Source organism: Mesorhizobium sp. PAMC28654 (genome assembly GCF_020616515.1).
Taxonomy (GTDB): Bacteria; Pseudomonadota; Alphaproteobacteria; order Rhizobiales; family Rhizobiaceae; genus Mesorhizobium.
In genome coordinates, this window is record NZ_CP085135.1 from 3,540,046 (window position 1) to 3,557,306 (window position 17,261).

At 63.3% G+C, this 17,261-nt stretch carries 13 protein-coding genes; 2 read left to right on the top strand and 11 right to left on the bottom strand.

Going from position 1 to position 17,261, the window contains the following annotated elements; all coding sequences use genetic code 11:
* Positions 1 to 51 precede the first annotated feature (51 nt).
* The 3 genes from LGH82_RS17280 to LGH82_RS17290 form a co-directional block, all read right to left on the bottom strand.
* Entirely contained in the window at positions 52 to 1,047 is a 996-nt protein-coding gene (locus LGH82_RS17280; RefSeq protein ID WP_227343900.1) for an ABC transporter permease, read from the bottom strand.
* 56 nt (positions 1,048 to 1,103) lie between these two features.
* Positions 1,104 to 2,642: a sugar ABC transporter ATP-binding protein gene (locus LGH82_RS17285; protein WP_227349616.1), complete on the bottom strand. Its 1,539-nt coding sequence runs from the start codon at positions 2,640 to 2,642 to the stop codon at positions 1,104 to 1,106.
* A 172-nt stretch (positions 2,643 to 2,814) separates the two neighbouring features.
* On the bottom strand, positions 2,815 to 3,777 hold the full coding sequence (locus LGH82_RS17290; RefSeq protein ID WP_227343901.1) for a sugar-binding protein: 963 nt from the start codon (positions 3,775 to 3,777) through the stop codon (positions 2,815 to 2,817).
* Positions 3,778 to 4,335: 558 nt separating this feature from the next.
* Here LGH82_RS17290 and LGH82_RS17295 point away from each other — a divergent pair.
* Positions 4,336 to 5,460 (top strand): LacI family DNA-binding transcriptional regulator, encoded by a 1,125-nt coding sequence (locus tag LGH82_RS17295; RefSeq protein ID WP_227343902.1) that lies wholly within the window; start codon positions 4,336 to 4,338, stop codon positions 5,458 to 5,460.
* 43 nt (positions 5,461 to 5,503) lie between these two features.
* Here LGH82_RS17295 and LGH82_RS17300 read toward each other — a convergent pair whose 3' ends face one another.
* Genes LGH82_RS17300 through LGH82_RS17320 form a run of 5 tightly spaced genes read right to left on the bottom strand, consistent with a single transcriptional unit; the run spans position 5,504 to position 11,187 of the window.
* The gene (locus LGH82_RS17300) at positions 5,504 to 6,391 is read right to left on the bottom strand and encodes an ABC transporter permease (RefSeq protein ID WP_413771366.1); all 888 of its coding nucleotides are present in this window, start codon (positions 6,389 to 6,391) and stop codon (positions 5,504 to 5,506) included.
* On the bottom strand, positions 6,388 to 7,347 hold the full coding sequence (locus LGH82_RS17305) for an ABC transporter permease (protein WP_227349617.1): 960 nt from the start codon (positions 7,345 to 7,347) through the stop codon (positions 6,388 to 6,390). The genes LGH82_RS17300 and LGH82_RS17305 overlap by 4 nt, the downstream gene beginning before the upstream one ends.
* A gap of 14 nt (positions 7,348 to 7,361) precedes the next feature.
* A complete protein-coding gene (locus LGH82_RS17310) occupies positions 7,362 to 9,002 on the bottom strand; it encodes an ABC transporter substrate-binding protein (protein WP_227343904.1) in 1,641 nt (546 codons plus the stop codon).
* Between the two features lie 41 nt (positions 9,003 to 9,043).
* Positions 9,044 to 9,817, bottom strand: coding sequence for a DUF427 domain-containing protein (locus LGH82_RS17315; RefSeq protein ID WP_227343905.1), 774 nt, complete (start codon positions 9,815 to 9,817; stop codon positions 9,044 to 9,046).
* Positions 9,818 to 9,828: 11 nt separating this feature from the next.
* Entirely contained in the window at positions 9,829 to 11,187 is a 1,359-nt protein-coding gene (locus LGH82_RS17320; protein ID WP_227343906.1) for an LLM class flavin-dependent oxidoreductase, read from the bottom strand.
* Positions 11,188 to 11,381: 194 nt separating this feature from the next.
* On the opposite strand from LGH82_RS17320, the gene LGH82_RS17325 reads away from it, so the two are divergent.
* A complete protein-coding gene (locus LGH82_RS17325; RefSeq protein WP_227343907.1) occupies positions 11,382 to 13,208 on the top strand; it encodes an ABC transporter ATP-binding protein in 1,827 nt (608 codons plus the stop codon).
* Between the two features lie 37 nt (positions 13,209 to 13,245).
* Here the strand turns inward: LGH82_RS17325 and fghA are convergent, their stop codons facing one another.
* The 3 genes from fghA to LGH82_RS17340 all read right to left on the bottom strand — a co-directional run bounded on the left by fghA (position 13,246) and on the right by LGH82_RS17340 (position 17,259).
* Positions 13,246 to 14,082 carry an S-formylglutathione hydrolase gene (gene fghA / locus LGH82_RS17330; protein WP_227343908.1) on the bottom strand — a complete coding sequence of 279 codons (837 nt, stop codon included), beginning with the start codon at positions 14,080 to 14,082 and terminating at the stop codon, positions 13,246 to 13,248.
* A 191-nt stretch (positions 14,083 to 14,273) separates the two neighbouring features.
* Positions 14,274 to 15,788: an aldehyde dehydrogenase family protein gene (locus tag LGH82_RS17335; protein ID WP_227343909.1), complete on the bottom strand. Its 1,515-nt coding sequence runs from the start codon at positions 15,786 to 15,788 to the stop codon at positions 14,274 to 14,276.
* Positions 15,789 to 15,837: 49 nt separating this feature from the next.
* Positions 15,838 to 17,259: an FAD-binding oxidoreductase gene (locus tag LGH82_RS17340; protein WP_227343910.1), complete on the bottom strand. Its 1,422-nt coding sequence runs from the start codon at positions 17,257 to 17,259 to the stop codon at positions 15,838 to 15,840.
* Positions 17,260 to 17,261: the final 2 nt, after the last annotated feature.

The following is a 17,261-nucleotide window of genomic DNA, read 5'->3' on the forward strand; positions in this document are numbered from 1 at the left end:
TATTATAATAATCTCAACGCGCGGACAAGCAGTTGCGTGGCTGCAAGGCGGTTATTCCGCCGCCGCGCCGGCGACGTTCTTGCGGGCAGCGTCGACCATCAGCCGCCTGGCCCGGAACACACCCCATTGCTGGTCGACCAGGACGCCGATGAGGATGACGCCGCCCATCACCGCGAAATTGAGCGAGGATGGAATGCCGAGCAGGTTGACGAGGTTCTGCAGTTCCTGCAGCAGCACGGTGCCGAGGATCACGCCGATCAGCGAACCCTCGCCGCCGCGTAGCGAGAAGCCGCCGAGCACGGCGGCGGCGATGGCGTAGAGCTCGTAGAACTGGCCGTGGCTGGCCGGTGAAATCGAGCGCGTGTACATGGCGAAGTAGATCGCCGACAGCGCCGTCAGCACGCCGCAGATGACATAGGCGGCCATGACGATACGGCCGGTGCGGATGCCCGAATATTTCGCCGCCTCCTCATTCTTGCCGATGGCGTAGAGATAGCGGCCGAACACTGAGCGGTGCAGCACCACCCACATGACGATGGCGATGACGATCAGCGCGATAAAGCTGTTGGGCACGCCATATGACCGGCCGGCCGTCAGGAATTCGAGATCCGGAAAATTCTGGCCGAAGGCAAAGCCGGCGGTGCCATCGGCGGTGTAGAAGCGCGCGACGCCGCGATAGATCAGAAGACCGCATAGCGTGACGACGAAGGGTTGTAATTTCAGCCGCGTGATCAGCCAGCCATGCGCCAGGCCGATGATGGCGCCGAGCACCAGGATGAGCACGAAGGCGACCGGCCATCCCATGCCACGCGTGGCTATGAAGTCGATGAACAGCGTTCCGAGCAACGCGACAACCGAGCCGACCGACAGTTCAATGCCGCCGGTGATGATGACGAAGGCCTGGCCGATCGACAGGATGCCGAAGAGACCGATGAGGTTCGAGGTGTTGGCGAGATTGATCGGCAAGAGGAAGCGCGGATTGATGATCGCCACGATGGCACCGACCACCAGGATCAGGATTAGCAGGCCGAGGTCTTTCTTGGTCATCGTCTTCTCCCCAATGCCTGCCCGGGCGCGCTCGCGCCAGCGCCAAACCTGCAGAACTATTTCGGCTGCTTGCCCACCGCCAGCAGCAGCACGTTTTCCTGGCTGAACCGTTCCTTGTCGAGAATGCCCGAGATCTGGCCCTCATGCATGACGGCGATGCGGTCGGAAACACCGATCACCTCTTCCATGTCGCTGGAGATCATCAGCACGGCGACGCCGGCATCGGCGAGCGCCCGCATCAGCCCGTAGATTTCCGCCTTGGCGCCGATATCGATGCCGCGCGTCGGCTCATCGAGGATCATCACCTTGGGGTTCATGGCCAGCCATTTGCCGAGCACGACCTTCTGCTGGTTGCCTCCCGACAGTGTGCCGGTGCGGGTCTGCACCGACGGCGCCTTGATGCCGAGATCCTTTTTCTGCTTCTCGGCGGTAGCGGCCTCCGCACTTGCGGACACCAGCGCACGCTTGGCATGCGCCGGCAGATTGGGCAGGGAAATGTTTTGCACAATCGACAAATCGAGCAGGATGCCGGTCAGCTTGCGGTCCTCCGGCACCAGAAAGATGCCATGGGCGACGGCATCGGCCGCTGAAGCCAGCGCAAGCGGCTTGCCGTCGAGTTCAAGCGTGCCGCCAAGGCTGCCGTCGATACCAAAAAACACCCGCGCCAGCTCGGTGCGGCCGGAGCCGACAAGCCCGGCGAGGCCGAGGATCTCGCCGTGACGGACGTCGAGGTCGACTGGCCGGCCGGGATAGGCGGGGGTACGAATGGCCTTGGCAGAGAGCGCCGTGGCGCCAGGTGCCCGCGCGGCCTCGGAGGCTTTCTCGCGCTCCTTCAGCATGCGGCCGATCATCAGCTTGACCATCTGGTCGTGGTTGATGTCGCGCTTCTGCAGCGTACCGGCCAGCATGCCGTCGCGCAGCACGACGACGCGGTCGGCGACGCGCTCGATCTCGTGCAGGCGGTGCGAAATGAAGATGACGCTGATGCCGTCGGCCTTCAGCGCCTTGATGACGTCGAGCAGCTTGTCGGTCTCGGCGATCGGCAGGCTCGATGTCGGCTCGTCGAGGATGACCAGCCGTGCCTTGATCGACAGCGCCTTGGCGATCTCGACCATCTGCTGCTGTGCCAGCGACAGGTCGGCGACCTGCGTATCGGCCGAGAAATTGGCGCCGACGCGCTTCAGGAGCGGCGCCACCATGGTGCGCAGTTTCGCCCGGTCGACCAGTTTGAGCGGGCCCGCACGTAGGGGCTCACGTCCGAAGAAGATGTTGGCGGCGACATCGAGATTTTCGAACAGGTTGAGTTCCTGGTGGACGAAGGCGATGCCCGAGCCGAGGCTGCCTTCGACACTCAGCCCCTTGTGGGTGGTGCCGTCGACGGTGATGGTGCCGGTATCCGGCGTGGTGACGCCACCGAGGATTTTCATCAATGTCGATTTGCCGGCCCCGTTCTCGCCAACCAGGCCGATCACCTCGCCGGGCCTGACCTCCATGGAAAAACCGTCCAGCGCGACGACGCCCGGATAGGTCTTGCGCACGTTCTCGAGGCTGAGGAACGGGGTGGTCGCGGCAATGGATGTGTCGGTATAATTCATCATGCCTGACAGCAGTTGGCGGGCCAATCCTTGAGCATGATCTTTTCCGAAAACCGGTTCCCACTTTTCGGGATCATGCTGTGGCCTTAGGCAGATTGACGATCCCGACCGGGTTCGTCAATGCGAGCAGCCGGCTCAAGGCGACCTTGAGCCGGCTGAACTGCTAGTGGTCTCAGTTTCCAGCCATCGCCTTCAGATTGGCGGCATAGGCGTCGACATCATCCTTGCCGATGATCTTGGTCGGGATGATGATCAGGTTGCCGGCCGGGATGCCTGACTTGTCGCCCTTGAGATAGGCGGCCATCAGCTTCATGCCCTGATAGGCCCATTCGAAGGGCTGCTGCACGACGGTCGAGGCAATGGTGCCTTCCTTGACGCCGCCCAGCGTGATCGGATCGTCATCGAAGCCGACGACCGTGATCTGGCCGAGCTTGCCGGCGTCGCGCAGCGCTTCATAGATGCGCGGCGTGTTGTAGGAGTAGAAACCGACCATGCAGGTGACGTCGGGGCTGGCGACCAGCGCGTCCTCGACATTCTTCTTGGCGCGGGCCTGATCGATGTCGTCGCCGCGCACGTCGTCAAGGGTGATCTTGGTGCCAGCGAGGCCGTCCTTGAAGCCCTGGATGCGCTCCTTGGCATTGTCGGCGCCGAGCAGGCCGACGAAGCCGAGGCACTTGCCGCCATTGGGCATTGCCTTCTTGGCGATATCGGCCGCCTGCTTGCCGGCGTCGACGTTGGACGAGCCGATATAGGCGACACGCTTGGTCTGCGGGGCGTCGCTGTCGGTGGTGAACAGCGCCGTTTCAGAGGCGATCTTGTTGAGGCCATCGGTGGAGGTCTTGGGATCGACGGCGGAAACCATGATGCCCTTGACACCGGCCGTCACCAGGTCGTCCATCAGGCGTTGCTGGATGGCGACCGAGGACTGCTCGGGATATTTGAGCTCCAGAGTATAGCCAGGCAGTTCGGCCTGCGCCTTCTTGACACCCGCTTCGGCGGCCTTCCAGAAATCGGAAGCGCCGTTGACGACGAAGGCCAGCGTCGGCTTGTCGTCGGCGCGCGCGATTGCTGTCGCCGACAGGCCGAGCAGCAGGGCTGCAGCAGCGACCGACGCATTTCGAATTACAGATTTCATGTTGAACCTCCCGTTTGGCATTTTCGCCCGTTTGACATTTCGCTTGAGCAGAATTCGCCGATGTGGCTTCGACCTCCTCCCCGGAAGCCTACCGTCACGACCTTGACCTTACAGACTCATGCGGCGCTCGTAAATAATCTGATTTGTCTGACATTTGATTTTTCAGGAACGACCCATGTAGGCTATTATGCGCCGGCAATAGGCTTGGTGCCTGACCATCTCGCCACATCCGGATCGACCCGAACCGGACTTGACGATTTGACATTATAGGGCTTCCGGGTATTAGTAAATAGTTATTAGCTTTTGATCGGGAGGAGCACGAAACGGACGGCTCGGCGGAACGGCGGCAGGGTCGTCGGCGCCGGGTGAAAGCTGAGTATTTGATTAGAAATTGTAACATCTGCACGGCTGGAATCCCTCCATTCCGGCTCGAAATTCCGGCTACTAAAGGTGATAATATCTATTATCATACCTCGCCGATCTATAAGCAACTTGTGTCGGGCGGCCTTGCGGTACTGACGCATGCTGTCTAGACACCGGGACTGGATGGGGAGTGGCATGAGCGAACCGGCGGATCCGAGCGATCCCGAGACATCGAGGCGCCGCAAGATGCCGGCAAAGCCCAAGGGTCGGGTCACCATGACCGACATTGCCAGGGCCGCCGGCTGCTCGCAGGCGACGGTGTCGTTCGTCCTCAACAACACGCCAGGCATCAGGCTGTCGCAGCAGACCCGTGAACGGGTGATCGAGGCCGCGCGGGGTCTAGGCTATACCGCACCGGCCTTCGCCGCGCTTCATCAACCCATTCCCGCATTCGACGGGCTGGATGGGGTGATCGGCTTCGCCGTCGACCAGCTGGCGACCAGCCCTGAAGCCGTCGTTGCCATAGAAGGGGCGCGGCAGGCCTCATGGAATGCCGGCAATGTGCTGCTGGTGGCGCAGACGCTGGGCGATTCCGTCATGGAGCCGCGCGCGATACAGGCGCTGACCAAGCGGGGCATTTCGGCGCTGATCTACATGACCATCTTCACCCGCGAGATATCAGCGCCCGACTATCTCTACGGCCTCGACATTCCAGTCATCCTGCTAAATTGCTACACCGCCGACTATGCCTTCCCCGCCGTGGTGCCCAGCGAAATCGCCGGCGGCCAGAGCTCGACCCGCTACCTGATCAACCACGGCCACCGCCGCATCGCCACCATCACCGGCGAACCCTGGATGCAGGCCGCGCAGGACCGGCTCAAGGGCTATCGCCGCGCGCTGGCGACCGCCGATATTCCCTTCGATCCGGAACTGGTGGTCGAAGGCGACTGGTCGGCCAGTGCCGGCTATGCCGCGACCGTCAAGCTGCTGGCGCTCAAGGACCGGCCAACCGCGATCTTCTGCCAGAACGATCGCACCGCGATCGGCTGCTACGAGGCTCTGAAGGAAGCCGGCCTGCACATTCCGCAAGACATTTCCGTCATCGGCTATGACGACGAGGAAATCGCCCGTCATCTGTTCCCGCCGCTGACAACGTCGATCCTGCCGCATATGGCGATGGGACAATGGGCCATCGAGCAGTTGGAAGTCCCGGCACCGCCCGGACGGGGCCGCTATCCGATCACCAAGCTCGAATGCCCGCTGGTCGAGCGGGAGTCGGTGAGCGCGGTGGCCGGCGCACCGGCAAGCTCACATATCTGACAACCGCCTGTTCCACTGCCGGGCGATAGGCCCGGCCTCGAATTCATCGGTCGTTGCTTTCAAAAGCGCCGATTCCCTGGGCGACGAGGTTCGTTGCCATGACCAGCGAGATGATGGCTCCGGAATTGAAGACGACGATCCACCATTTTCCACCGGTAAGGAAACCGTAGCCCTCGGCGATGGCCAGCCCCCAATCCGCTGATGGGGGCTGGATGCCAAGGCCGAGAAAGCTCAACGTGGCGATCGAGAAGAACGCATATCCCAGCCGGGTGACGAGCTCGATCAGGATCGTCTCCCTGACGTTGGGCAGGATTTCCAGAAACATGATGCCCAATGGGGATTCGCCGGCGAGCCGGGCGGCGCTGACATATTCGCGCTCCCGCTGCTCGCGCACGGCGGCGCGAACGGTTCTTGCGACGAGCGGCGCATAGGCGATGCCGATCACCAGGATGACAGTGGCGTTGGATGGTCCCAATGCCACCAGCGTCATGGTGACGAGCACGATAAAGGGAAGCGCCATGACCGAGTCGAGAAGCCTCGCCCCCACGGCGTCAACGAAACCGCCGAAATAGCCGAGCACAAGCCCGATCAGGCTGCCCGCCGTGACGCCCGTCAAGGTGGCGAGTGGCGCGACCACGAGGATGTCGCGCGACCCGACCACGATCCGCGATAACACATCACGGCCGAGTTGATCGGTTCCGAACCAATGCACCGCGTCGGGCGGCGTCAGCATGGCGAGGAAGTCTTCTGCATACGGATCAAAGGGAACGAAGAGATTGCCGAACAGGGCACATGCAACCCAGAACAGCAGCAGCAGTGATCCGATCACGATAGATGGCGAGAGCTTGCGGAGGGCATCGCGGACCGTGGCAACGGCCTGCACCCGGAACGCAACGCCCTGGGGCACGGGAAATCCCACAAGCTCGATCATGACGACACCCGGCGACGCTGCCTCGGATCAAGCAAGGCCTGCAGGAGATCGCCCACGGCCGCCGACAGCACGAAAATCGCCGCCATCACCAGAACGCCCGCTTCAAGCATTGGAAAATCGCGGCCCCTGGCGGCATTCAGCACCAGATTGCCGAGCCCCTGGATGCCGAACAGCGCCTCGATCACCACAAGGCCGCCAAGCAGATATCCGCTCTGGGTCGCCAGCACCGCGATCGTCGGCGTCAGAGCGTTGCGCAGCACGTGCCTGACAACGACCTCGCGCCGGTCGAGCCCCTTCAGGACGGCGGTCCGTGTGTAGTCGGCGGCCATCGCCTCGATCACGCCGGCTCGCGTCATGCGGGCTATGTAGCCGGCAAGGTTCAGCACCAGGGGGAGCGCCGGCAGTATCAGGTAATAGCCGTTGGTCCAGAAGCCGGCGCCATCGGGAGCGACGCCATTGATCGGGAACCAGCTCAGCCACAGGCCGAAAACGATCAGAAGCAGCAGGCCGGACACGAAGTCCGGCACAATGGCCAAGGAGACACCCGACAGCACGATCAGGCGATCGACGAGGCGGCCAGCATTGAGACCGGCAATCACGCCAGCACCAACCCCGAGCGGAACGAGAAGGACCAGGATGACGCCGGCAAGGGCGGAGGACTTCCGGATGCTTTCCAGGACAAACGGCGCGACAGGCGCGCGCATCGCCAGGCTATCGCCGAAATCCCCGGTGATAGCCTTGCTGAACCAGTGCCAGTACTGGACGAGAATGGGCTGGTCCGCCCCCAGCCGCCTGTTCAGCTCGGCGACGGCCTGCGCATCCGCGAACGGGCCGAGCATGACGCGGCCGACATCGCCGGGCAGAACCTGCCCGGCCCAGAAGACGAGGATGCTGACCAGCCACAGGGTGAGCAGCAGCGAGCCCGCGCGTGCCGTCAAATGCCGGACGACCGCCATTGAGCGGATAGCGCTCACACGAACGAAACCCTGTCGAGCAGCAGGTGCGAAATGGCGGTGAAGCGCACGCCCTCGACCTTCGAGCTGACGATGCGGCTATATTGCGAGAAGTAACTGATGATCAGCGGCGTCTCGTCGAGCAACAGGGTCTGGATCTTGCCGGCAACGAGGCGTTGCGCCTGCAGGTCGCGAGCCTTGCCGTAGTCGAGAAGCAGCGCATCATAGGCCGGGTCGTTGAAATGCGCCGCGTTCCAGGCTCCCGAACTCTTCAGCGTTGCGTTGAGGAAGATGTCGGGCGTGCCGCGATGGCCGAAATCGGTGATGCCGAGATTGGAATCCAGCCATGGCGAGCTGCCGAACGTCGCCGATCCGTAATAGGCGTCCTGCGGCAGCACGTTGAGCTTGATGTCGATGCCGGCCTTCTTGGCGAAGTTCTGGATCAGCACGGCGTAGTCGGGAATGTCATAGGCGCGCTCAGTGGTCAGCGTCACCGGGAACCCGTTGGGAACGCCATCCTCGCCAAGCAGGCGCTTGGCCTCGGCAATGTCCTGCTTGCGCTGCGGCACCGACGTATCGGCCGAGGGGAAGATCGGCGCGAACGGGGTGTCGTTGCCGACGATGGCGCGGGCTTTCAGCAGACCCTTGACAACCGCCTCGCGGTCGATGGTGAGCGCCAGCGCGCGGCGGATGCGCTTGTCGGTGAACGGCGCCTGGTCGGTCCGCAGATGCACCTGGTCATGCGAGCTCGCCTGCACGCTGAGGAGTTTGAAATTGGGGTTGCCGTCGATCGACAATTCCAGGCGCGGCGTGCTCGGGATGACGTCGAGCTGGCCGGCCTGCAGCGCGAGCACCTGTGCCTGCTCATCGTCGAAGAACTTGATCTCGATCCGGTCGGGCAGCGCCTTGTCGCCCCAATAGTCGGTGTTGCGCACGAAGCTGGCGCCCTGCTTGGCGCGGAAGGACTCGAGCTTGAACGGGCCGGTGCCGTTGAAATTCTTCTCGAAATCACCGGCATAGTCGGCGGGCAGGATGACCGCGTTATAGACGTCGGAGGAGACATAGAAGGGAAAGTTGCTGTTTGGACCGTCGAGATCGAAGGCGACGGTCTCGTCGTCGACGACCTTGGCGCCGCCCTTGGAGAGGATACCCTTGTAGGCCGACAGCGCCGAAGAGCCACTGGCCGGATCGACAAGCCGCTCGAAGCTCGCCACCACATCCCCGGCGGTGACGGTGCGGCCATCGTGGAATTTCACGCCCGGCCGCAGCTTGAACGTCCAGCGCTTGGCGGTCTCGTCGGCTTCCCAGGACAGGGCAAGCTTCGGCTGCAGCCCGTCCTTCGGATCGTCGAGGATCAGATATTCGCCGACCTGGCTGATCACGCCGATGCTGGCCGGGTCGGTGACAGAGACGGGATCGATCGCCTTGGTCGGCTGGCCGAGCCCGACGCGGACCGTGCCGCCGGCCTTTCCAGCGGCCAATGCCCGGCCTGGGAACCCCAGCCCTTGAGACGCGGCAAAGCCGGTAAGACCGATCAACGCCGCGTATTTGAGGAGGTCGCGGCGCTTCAGATAGCCGCCGGCATATTCGTCGACGGCGACGTTCCAGATATCTCCCGACTGAGCGCGCAAGGCGTCGATGTCGCTACGTTTGGTCATGTTGAACCCCTGTGAAAATGAAGGTTGAGATGAACTCGTTGTCAGACGGGTGAGCCGTCGAGATGGATGCGATCGACCGCCTGCGGATAGAAGGCGATCAGCCCCTTGATCTTGGGCATTTCGTCGATCGGGTCGCGGTAGCTCCAGGCAATGTCGGGCCGAATCGAACCGTCCTTCAGAAGACCCGACCAGTAGGAGGCGATGCCCTTGTAGGGACATCGCGTCGTCGAATTCGACGCCGTCAGTCGATCCAGCCGGATGTCTTCCGCTGGCAGGTAGAAGCGCGTTGGCAGATGGGTCTCGAACAGCAGCACCGGGCGGTGACTGTCGGCGATCACGTCGCCGTCAAGCCAGACCTGCACATGGCTGGAGCTTTGCAGCACGTCGATGCGCGCATAGGGGTCGCGGGCGTGGACGAAGACTTCTTCTTCCTCCTCGAACCACTGGTCGACCGACTTCCAGGTGAAGGCGATGCGGCCGGCCAGAGGCGACAGGTTTTCGTCCGGCGGCGAGACGAACGACCACGCAGCATTGGCGGCGCTGATGTCGCCGGTGTCGACATCCCAATAGGCGGTATGGCCACCGACCGGGTGCGGCTCGCGACGCGCCGAGGGTTTCAGCACCGACGGGTCGACCGAGGAGGCGGGGAAGAAATAGATCGGCAGAAAATGGTTGGAACGCAGCACCAGCACGTTGCGGCTGTCGGCGATGGTGCGCCCACCAAATTTGACGCGGATGCGCTTGGGGCTGTGCAGGACATTGACGAGATGCGGAGCTGTCGCTTCGCGGGGCTGAAGATTTGGCGCGGCTGTCATGGCTGTTCTCCTCAGGATACGGCGCGCGCGTTGTCGCGCTGCTCGGCGAAGCGGTTGGCGGGGCGAGCCAACCCGAAGCGGTCGCGCAGCGTTCCCGGCGCGTATTCGGTCGGGAATACGCCGCGCCGCTGCAGCTCGGGCACCACCTGCTCGGCGAAGTTCACCCAATCCTCCGGCAGCAGCGGGAACATCAGGTTGAAGCCGTCGGCGGCACCGGAAACGAACCAGTCTTCGAGCTGGTCAGCGATCTGTTTTGGCGTACCCGCAACCGTCGGCACGGAGCCACTGTTGGCTAGCTTGCGGGCGATGTCGCGCAGGCTGAGATTCTGCCGCGACCATTGCTTGACCCGGTTGAGCGAGGTGCGCCCACCATTGAAGGTGCTTTCGTCCGGCAGCGGCGGCAGCGGCCCGTCCGGCGGGTAGGCCGAGAGATCGATACCGCTCCAGCTCGACAGAAGATCGATGCCGACCTGGTCGGGGAGCAGCGTCTGCAGATACTCCTGCTTTTCCCGGCCCTCGGCTTCGGAGGCCGCCACGATCGGCAGGATGCCGGGCAGTATCTTGAAGCTCTCCGGCCGCCGGCCGTGGCGGGCCAGCCGCTCGTTGATATCCTGCCGGTATTTGATGCCGTCTTCCCTGGTGCTGAAGATGGCGAAATGCACGTCGGCCTGGGCGGTGGCAAAATTCTTGCCGTCCTCGGACGAGCCGGCCTGGACAATCAGCGGATGACCCTGCGGCGGCCGCGAGACATTGAGCGGGCCGCGCACCTTGAAGTGCTTGCCCTTGTGGTCGATCGGGTGGACCTTGTCAGGGTCGGCGAAATAGCCGCTCGCCTTGTCGATGAGGAGCGCTTCGTCCTCCCAACTGTCCCACAGCGCCTTGACGATATCGAGGAATTCGCCGGCGCGCTCGTAGCGGAAGGCATGTTCGATATTGCCGTCGCGGCCGAAATTGCGGGCTTCCTCGTCCATGGCCGAGGTGACGACGTTCCACGACGCCCTGCCCTTGCTGATATGGTCGAGCGAGGCGAACATGCGGGCGACATTGTAGGGCTCGCTGTAGGAGCTCGACGCCGTGGTGATCAGGCCGATATGCTTGGTCACGCTGGCCAGCGCCGACAGCAGCGTCAGAGGTTCGAGGCGGGCATTGGCGTAGTGAGCGACGCCGCTCTTGACTGAATCCCAGATGGCGACGTGGTCGGCGACGAAGATCGTGTCGATCCTCGCGCGTTCCGCCGCCTGCACCAGCTCGCGGTAGTAATCGAAATCGAACACTTCCCGCCCCGGCGCGCGCGGATGGCGCCATGACATGCGATGATCGCCCTGCGGGTTGAAGAAGAACGCGCTCAGGATCATATGGTCTCGAGCCATGCCGGCTTCCTTCCAATCTTGGCTGGAGACCCCGGGGCATCGACACAAGCCGCGAACCCGACAATCTCCTGATTGGCAAAAGCTAGATTGCCTTCTGGCTTAATTCGAGTAATTTTATAGAGGTAATATCGAATGAAAGCGGAAGCGATTGCCTTGGATGGCGACGCCGGAAGAAAGTGGTTTCAGGCCCAACAATGTCCCCTTCAATTCTGAACGTAGAGCGCCTTTCCGTCTCCTATCGCGGTCACAGGGGATCGCATCCGGCGGTCAAGGACGTGTCGCTTCACATCAAGGAGGGCGAAGCGCTCGGCCTCGTCGGCGAGTCGGGATCGGGCAAGAGCTCAGTGGCCATGGCCATACTGCGCTACCTGCCGAAGGGCGCCCGGATCGAGGCTTCGGCGCTCACCTTCCAGGGCCGCGAGATCCGCGATCTCTCGGTCGAGCAACTGCGCCGATTGCGGGGCGACCATATTGCCGCCGTCTACCAGCATCCGGGAGCGGCGCTCAACCCGAGCATGACGATCGGCCGGCAGATCACCGAGACCATCATGCGGCATCGCACGGTTCGTCACGAAGAGGCGCATGGGCGGGCCGCCGAGCTGCTTGGGCGCGTCAGGGTGAGCAATCCCGGCCGGGTTCTGGAGCTTTATCCGCACGAGCTTTCCGGAGGCATGCAGCAGCGCGCCAACATCGCCATGGCCATTTCACTCGATCCGTCGCTGCTGGTACTGGACGAGCCAACGACGGCGCTCGACGCCAGCGTGCAATCCGAGATCATCGCCATTCTCGACGATTTGCGCCGGGACCACAGGACCAGCATCCTTTTGATCAGCCACGACATCAACATGATCCGCCGCTCCTGCGACCGGGTGGCCGTCATGCAGTCCGGAGCGGTGGTTGAAAGCGGCGGGGCAAACGCGGTCTTCGAGGACCCTCGCCACGCCTATACGAGAGCCCTCATCGCATCCATCCCCGCGCTTAGCTACACCAAGCACGACGGGCGATTGGCGGAGGGGACCACCAACGGGGATGGCGTGCCTTCGCACTCTCGGATTCACGAAGCCGGAAGCGATGGTTTGCCGGCAAAGGAACGTGATATTGCAATCGCCTGCCGAGCGGTCGCCCATTCCTTCGGTACCCAGGCCGTGCTGCACGGCATCGACCTGGAGATCGGCCAGGGCGAAACTTTCGGGCTGATCGGCGAGTCCGGCTCAGGCAAGTCGACGCTGGCAAGGATCATCACCGGGCTGCAGACTCCGAGTGCGGGGTCGGTCGAACTGTTCGGCAAACCGGTCGCCGCGCGGGTGGAAAAGAGAAACCCCGACGAACGGCGCGACGTGCAGATGGTGTTCCAGTCGCCGGATCGAACGCTTAATCCGCGCCACAGGATCGGCAGGATTCTCGACCGCCCGTTGCGGCGGCTCTCCGGCCTGCGCCGGAGCGCGGTCAGGCAGCGCGTCGGCGACCTGCTCGCTTCGGTTCGGCTGACCGGCACAACCGCCGACCAGAAACCGCGCTCGCTATCGGGAGGGCAGCGGCAGAGGGCGGCCATCGCGCGCGCCTTCGCCGGTGCGCCGAAGGTCGTCGTGCTGGACGAGCCAACGTCGGCGCTCGACGTCTCCGTCCAGGCGACGGTTCTCAACTTGCTCAACGACCTGCAGCGGGCGGAGAATACGACCTACGTCTTCATCAGCCATGACCTCAGGGTCATCAGATACATGGCCGACAGGATCGGCGTGCTCTATCGCGGCCGGCTCGTGGAAATCGGCTCATCCGACGAGATTTTTCGAGGACCAAACCATCCCTACACCAAACTGCTTCTGGCGGCTTCGTCCGATGGAGCCGCGCCGAAAGTCTCGGCCGCGGCCGAGTTGCAGGCCGCCGATGCCCCGCATGGTGGATGTTCATTCGCCGACCGGTGCCCGTCCGCTGTCGCCGACTGCAGGAGGGCGCAGCCGCCGATCAGGCAGGCCGAACCGGGTCACCTGATCGCGTGCTGGAAGCAGACCGAGGAATTGTGACTGGACGCAATGTCTTCAGCGCCTCGGTATTGACCGCCTAGGCGGACAGTCTCTGTGCATGCCATCTCAGATGGTCGTCCATGAAGGTCGAGATGAAGAAATACGAGTGATCGTATCCGTCCTGCATGCGCAGTGTCAGCGGAATGCCGGCCTTGGCGCAGGCGTCTTCCAGCAGCCATGGCCGAAGCCCGTCCTTGAGGAAGCCGTCGGCTGTGCCCTGGTCGACGAAAAATTCCGGGAAGCGGCGTCCATCCTCGATGAGCGAGGTGGCGTCATAGACCCGCCACGAGGCCTCATCTCCGCCGAGATACTTTTCGAAAGCCGGCTTCGACCAGCCCGCGGTGCTGGGCTGGACGATCGGCGCAAAGGCGGAACAGCTCTTGAACCGCCCGGGATTTTTCAAGGCAATCGTCAGCGCGCCGTGACCGCCCATCGAATGGCCGAAGATCGCCTGGCGCGTCATGTCGGCGGGGAATTCGCTGGCGATCAATGCCGGCAGTTCCTCGGTGACATAGGAGTACATGCGATACTTCCTGGCATAGGGCTCTTGCGTCGCATCGACATAGAAGCCGGCGCCGCTGCCGAACTGCCAGTTGTCCTTCTCGTCGGGAATATCAGTGCCGCGCGGGCTGGTGTCGGGGCAAACGACGATCAAGCCGAGTTCGGCGGCGAGACGACGGTACTCGCCCTTGTCCATCACATTGGCATGGGTGCAGGTGAGGCCGGACAAGTACCAGACGACCGGCAGCGGACCTTGTGCTGCCTGCGGCGGCACGAAAACCGAGAAGGTCATGTCGCAAGCGCAGGCGTCCGAAGCGTGGGAATAGACGCCCTGCACGCCGCCATGCGACTTCGCCTGGGAGATGGTTTTCATGCGGCTGTTTCCTCTCGTCTCTTGTGACGGACCTGCGGGGAGCGAGCCGGCCACAAGAGAATGACCGGAGCGCGAAGACGGTGTTGTAGAACCATCGTTCGCGCCGCCGGTCAACGTTGCAGGTCGAGAAGATCGTGACGGGCTGGCCGCCGCGAAATACGCGCCGGCCACAAGGTCAAAGGTGCTCCGCCTCACTCGATGTCGAACGAGACGCCCTGGGCAAGTGGCAGCGCCTTGGAGTAGTTCACCGTGTTGGTGGCGCGGCGCATATAGGCCTTCCAGGCATCCGAGCCTGATTCACGACCACCGCCCGTCTCCTTCTCGCCACCGAATGCACCGCCGATCTCGGCGCCCGACGTGCCGATATTGACATTGGCAATGCCGCAATCCGATCCGTCAACGCCAAGGAAGCGCTCGGATTCCTGCAGGTCGCGCGTGAAGATCGACGAGGAAAGGCCGGCACCCACCGCATTGTGCTCGTCAAGCACCGCGTCGAAATCGGAATACTTCATCACATAGAGGATCGGCGCGAAGGTCTCTTCGGTCACCGGCGATACCTGTTTGGGCATCTCGACCAGCGCCGGATGAACGTAATAGGCATCGGGATGACCATTCTCGACCCGCGTGCCGCCGGTCACCTTGCCGCCATGGGCGGTGGCTTCGGTGATCGCCTTCCGCATGGCGTCGAAGGCGGCCTTGTCGATCAGCGGACCGACCAGCGACGTGGTCTCCAGCGGATTGCCGACGGAGACGCTCTGATAGGCCTTCTTCAGGCGGGGAACGAGCTGGTCGTAGACGCTGTCATGGACGAACAGGCGGCGCAGCGTCGTGCAGCGCTGTCCGGCCGTGCCCATGGCGCCGAAGGCAATGGCGCGCAACGCCATGTCGAGATCGGCGGTCGGGCAGACAATGCCGGCATTGTTGCCGCCAAGCTCCAGCACGGCACGGGCAAAGCGCTTGGCCAGGCGCGGACCGACATCACGGCCCATGCGCGTCGAACCGGTGGCCGAGACCAGCGGCACTTTCGGGTGATCGACCAGGATCTCGCCGACGGCGCGATCACCGATCAGCACCGAGACCAGGCCATCGGGCGCATCCGAACCAAAACGCTTGACCGCGCGCGCAAAGATCGCCGCGCAGGCCAATGCGGTCAGCGGCGTCTTCTCCGACGGCTTCCACACCACCGCATCGCCGCAGACCAGGGCAAGTGCCGTATTCCACGACCATACCGCTACGGGAAAATTGAAGGCCGAGATGACACCGACGACGCCCAGCGGATGCCAGGTTTCCATCATGCGATGTCCGGGACGCTCGGTGGCGATGGTCAGGCCATAGAGCTGGCGCGACAGACCCACGGCGAAATCGCAGATGTCGATCATCTCCTGGACTTCGCCCAGGCCCTCGGACGGTATCTTGCCGACCTCGATCGACACCAGGCGGCCGAGTTCGGCCTTGTGGGCGCGCAGTTCTTCGCCCAGCAGCCGCACCAGTTCGCCGCGCCTGGGGCCCGGCACCATCCGCCACGCCTGGAACGCCTTGTGGGCGCCGTCGATCGCCCTCGCCGCATCGGCCGGCGAAATCGTCTTCAGCGCCGCGATCTTCTCGCCCGTCACCGGGCTCTTCACGATCAGGTCGCCACCCTCGAGCACATCACCGGCAACACCAAGCTTGCCCAGAAGCCCGGCCGTTTCCTTCGCTATCGTCATGTTCGTTCTTCCTTTTCCCAGAATCTGTTCTAACCAAATCGAATCTGTTCTAACCAAATCGCGCCGCGCCGATGGGACCCGGCGATGTCTGCTGCTTGAACGCCGACGCCATCGTCTTGAGCTTGTCTTTGGTGTAGCGATCGTAGAAGGGCTGGTTGGTGCGGCCGATTGCGTGCTCGGCGCTGAAGCTGCCGCCAAACATCTCGACAGCAGCACGAATGACCCGGTCGCGCAGTTCCGAAACCGCCGCGGCACTGGGCGGCTCCGCAGCGCGCGAACCAACAAGAAGATTGAAGTGGAGGCCACCGTCGCCGACATGGCCGAAATCGCAGACCCGCACAGTGGGCATGCTTGCTTCAAGTTCGGCGCGCATGTGCTCGCGAAAGCGCATCACGTCGCCGCGCCTGAAGGACAGGTCAAAGGCGACGAGATGGCCGGCCGCCTTGACGCCTTCGGAAAGGGCATGCCGCATTGCCCACATCTCGTGCGGACGGCCGACGAAGGCGTCGGCCAACGGCTCGTCCGGCCGCGACCAGATCTCGGCCAGCACAGCTTCGAGCACGGCGTCGAGTGACTGCTCGCCCTTACGCGGAGCCCAGGAGCGGGCGATTTCCACCAGGATCACGTGGTCCGGTATGGCGCCGCCCGGGAACGGATTGCGCAGCGACGGCACATGCTCCAGCGCGCAGCTGATCGCTGCTTTCGACATGCCCTCGAAGGCGGAGAGGTAGGCGCCAAGCTGGTCTTCCATGGCAGCGAGAATGCCCATGACATGGCCGTCACTTCTCGGCACCAGGAACGCGGTGGCCGTCTGCCGCGGCAGGCGCTCCAGGTTGAAGACGCATTCGGTGATGACGCCGAAGGCGCCGGACGTGCCGATGAAACACTGCTTCCAGTCAACGCCGGTGTTGTTCTTGCGCAAGCCATCGCCAAGGTCGAGCACCGTGCCCTGTTCGTCGGCGAGAACGACCTTGAGGCCGAGCGTGTTGCGGCGCACATCGCCGAAGCGCAGGAAGCGGGCACCGCCGGTGTTGGTGGCGACCATGCCGCCGGCACAGGGATCGGCGCCGAGATCGATAGGGAAAAACAGCGAATGCTGCTCAAGCCGGCTGTTGATCTCCGAAGGCCTGAGCCCGCCGCCGACGCGCACCGAACGATTGTCGAGATCGAGATCGAAGACGCTCCGCAAGCGGTCGAGGCTCAACACACCTTGCAGACCGCTCATATCCGGCGTCGAGCCGGAAACGAGGCCGGTGTTGCCGGATTGCGGGATGAGCGCGATTGCGTGGCGATAGCAATAGGCCAGCAACGCGGACACGTCTTCCGTCGTCGTCGGCCGCGCCACGAAGGCGGCAAGCCCACGGTCATGACGGGCGCCGGTCTGATAGCCCGCCATATCCTCGGGCCGCGTCAGCAAGCCGCCCGCGCCGAGCAGGGTCCGTAGTTCGGCGATGTGGGCGTCAAGAACCATGG

Excerpts from the sequence above, each read along its gene's own strand:
- LGH82_RS17280 (WP_227343900.1), bottom strand. The coding sequence starts at position 1,047 with ATGACCAAGAAAGACCTCGGCCTGCTAATCCTGATCCTGGTGGTCGGT.
- LGH82_RS17285 (WP_227349616.1), bottom strand. The coding sequence starts at position 2,642 with ATGAATTATACCGACACATCCATTGCCGCGACCACCCCGTTCCTCAGC.
- LGH82_RS17290 (WP_227343901.1), bottom strand. The coding sequence starts at position 3,777 with ATGAAATCTGTAATTCGAAATGCGTCGGTCGCTGCTGCAGCCCTGCTG.
- LGH82_RS17295 (WP_227343902.1), top strand. The coding sequence starts at position 4,336 with ATGAGCGAACCGGCGGATCCGAGCGATCCCGAGACATCGAGGCGCCGC.
- LGH82_RS17300 (WP_413771366.1), bottom strand. The coding sequence starts at position 6,391 with ATGATCGAGCTTGTGGGATTTCCCGTGCCCCAGGGCGTTGCGTTCCGG.
- LGH82_RS17305 (WP_227349617.1), bottom strand. The coding sequence starts at position 7,347 with ATGGCGGTCGTCCGGCATTTGACGGCACGCGCGGGCTCGCTGCTGCTC.
- LGH82_RS17310 (WP_227343904.1), bottom strand. The coding sequence starts at position 9,002 with ATGACCAAACGTAGCGACATCGACGCCTTGCGCGCTCAGTCGGGAGAT.
- LGH82_RS17315 (WP_227343905.1), bottom strand. The coding sequence starts at position 9,817 with ATGACAGCCGCGCCAAATCTTCAGCCCCGCGAAGCGACAGCTCCGCAT.
- LGH82_RS17320 (WP_227343906.1), bottom strand. The coding sequence starts at position 11,187 with ATGGCTCGAGACCATATGATCCTGAGCGCGTTCTTCTTCAACCCGCAG.
- LGH82_RS17325 (WP_227343907.1), top strand. The coding sequence starts at position 11,382 with ATGTCCCCTTCAATTCTGAACGTAGAGCGCCTTTCCGTCTCCTATCGC.
- fghA (WP_227343908.1), bottom strand. The coding sequence starts at position 14,082 with ATGAAAACCATCTCCCAGGCGAAGTCGCATGGCGGCGTGCAGGGCGTC.
- LGH82_RS17335 (WP_227343909.1), bottom strand. The coding sequence starts at position 15,788 with ATGACGATAGCGAAGGAAACGGCCGGGCTTCTGGGCAAGCTTGGTGTT.
- LGH82_RS17340 (WP_227343910.1), bottom strand. The coding sequence starts at position 17,259 with ATGGTTCTTGACGCCCACATCGCCGAACTACGGACCCTGCTCGGCGCG.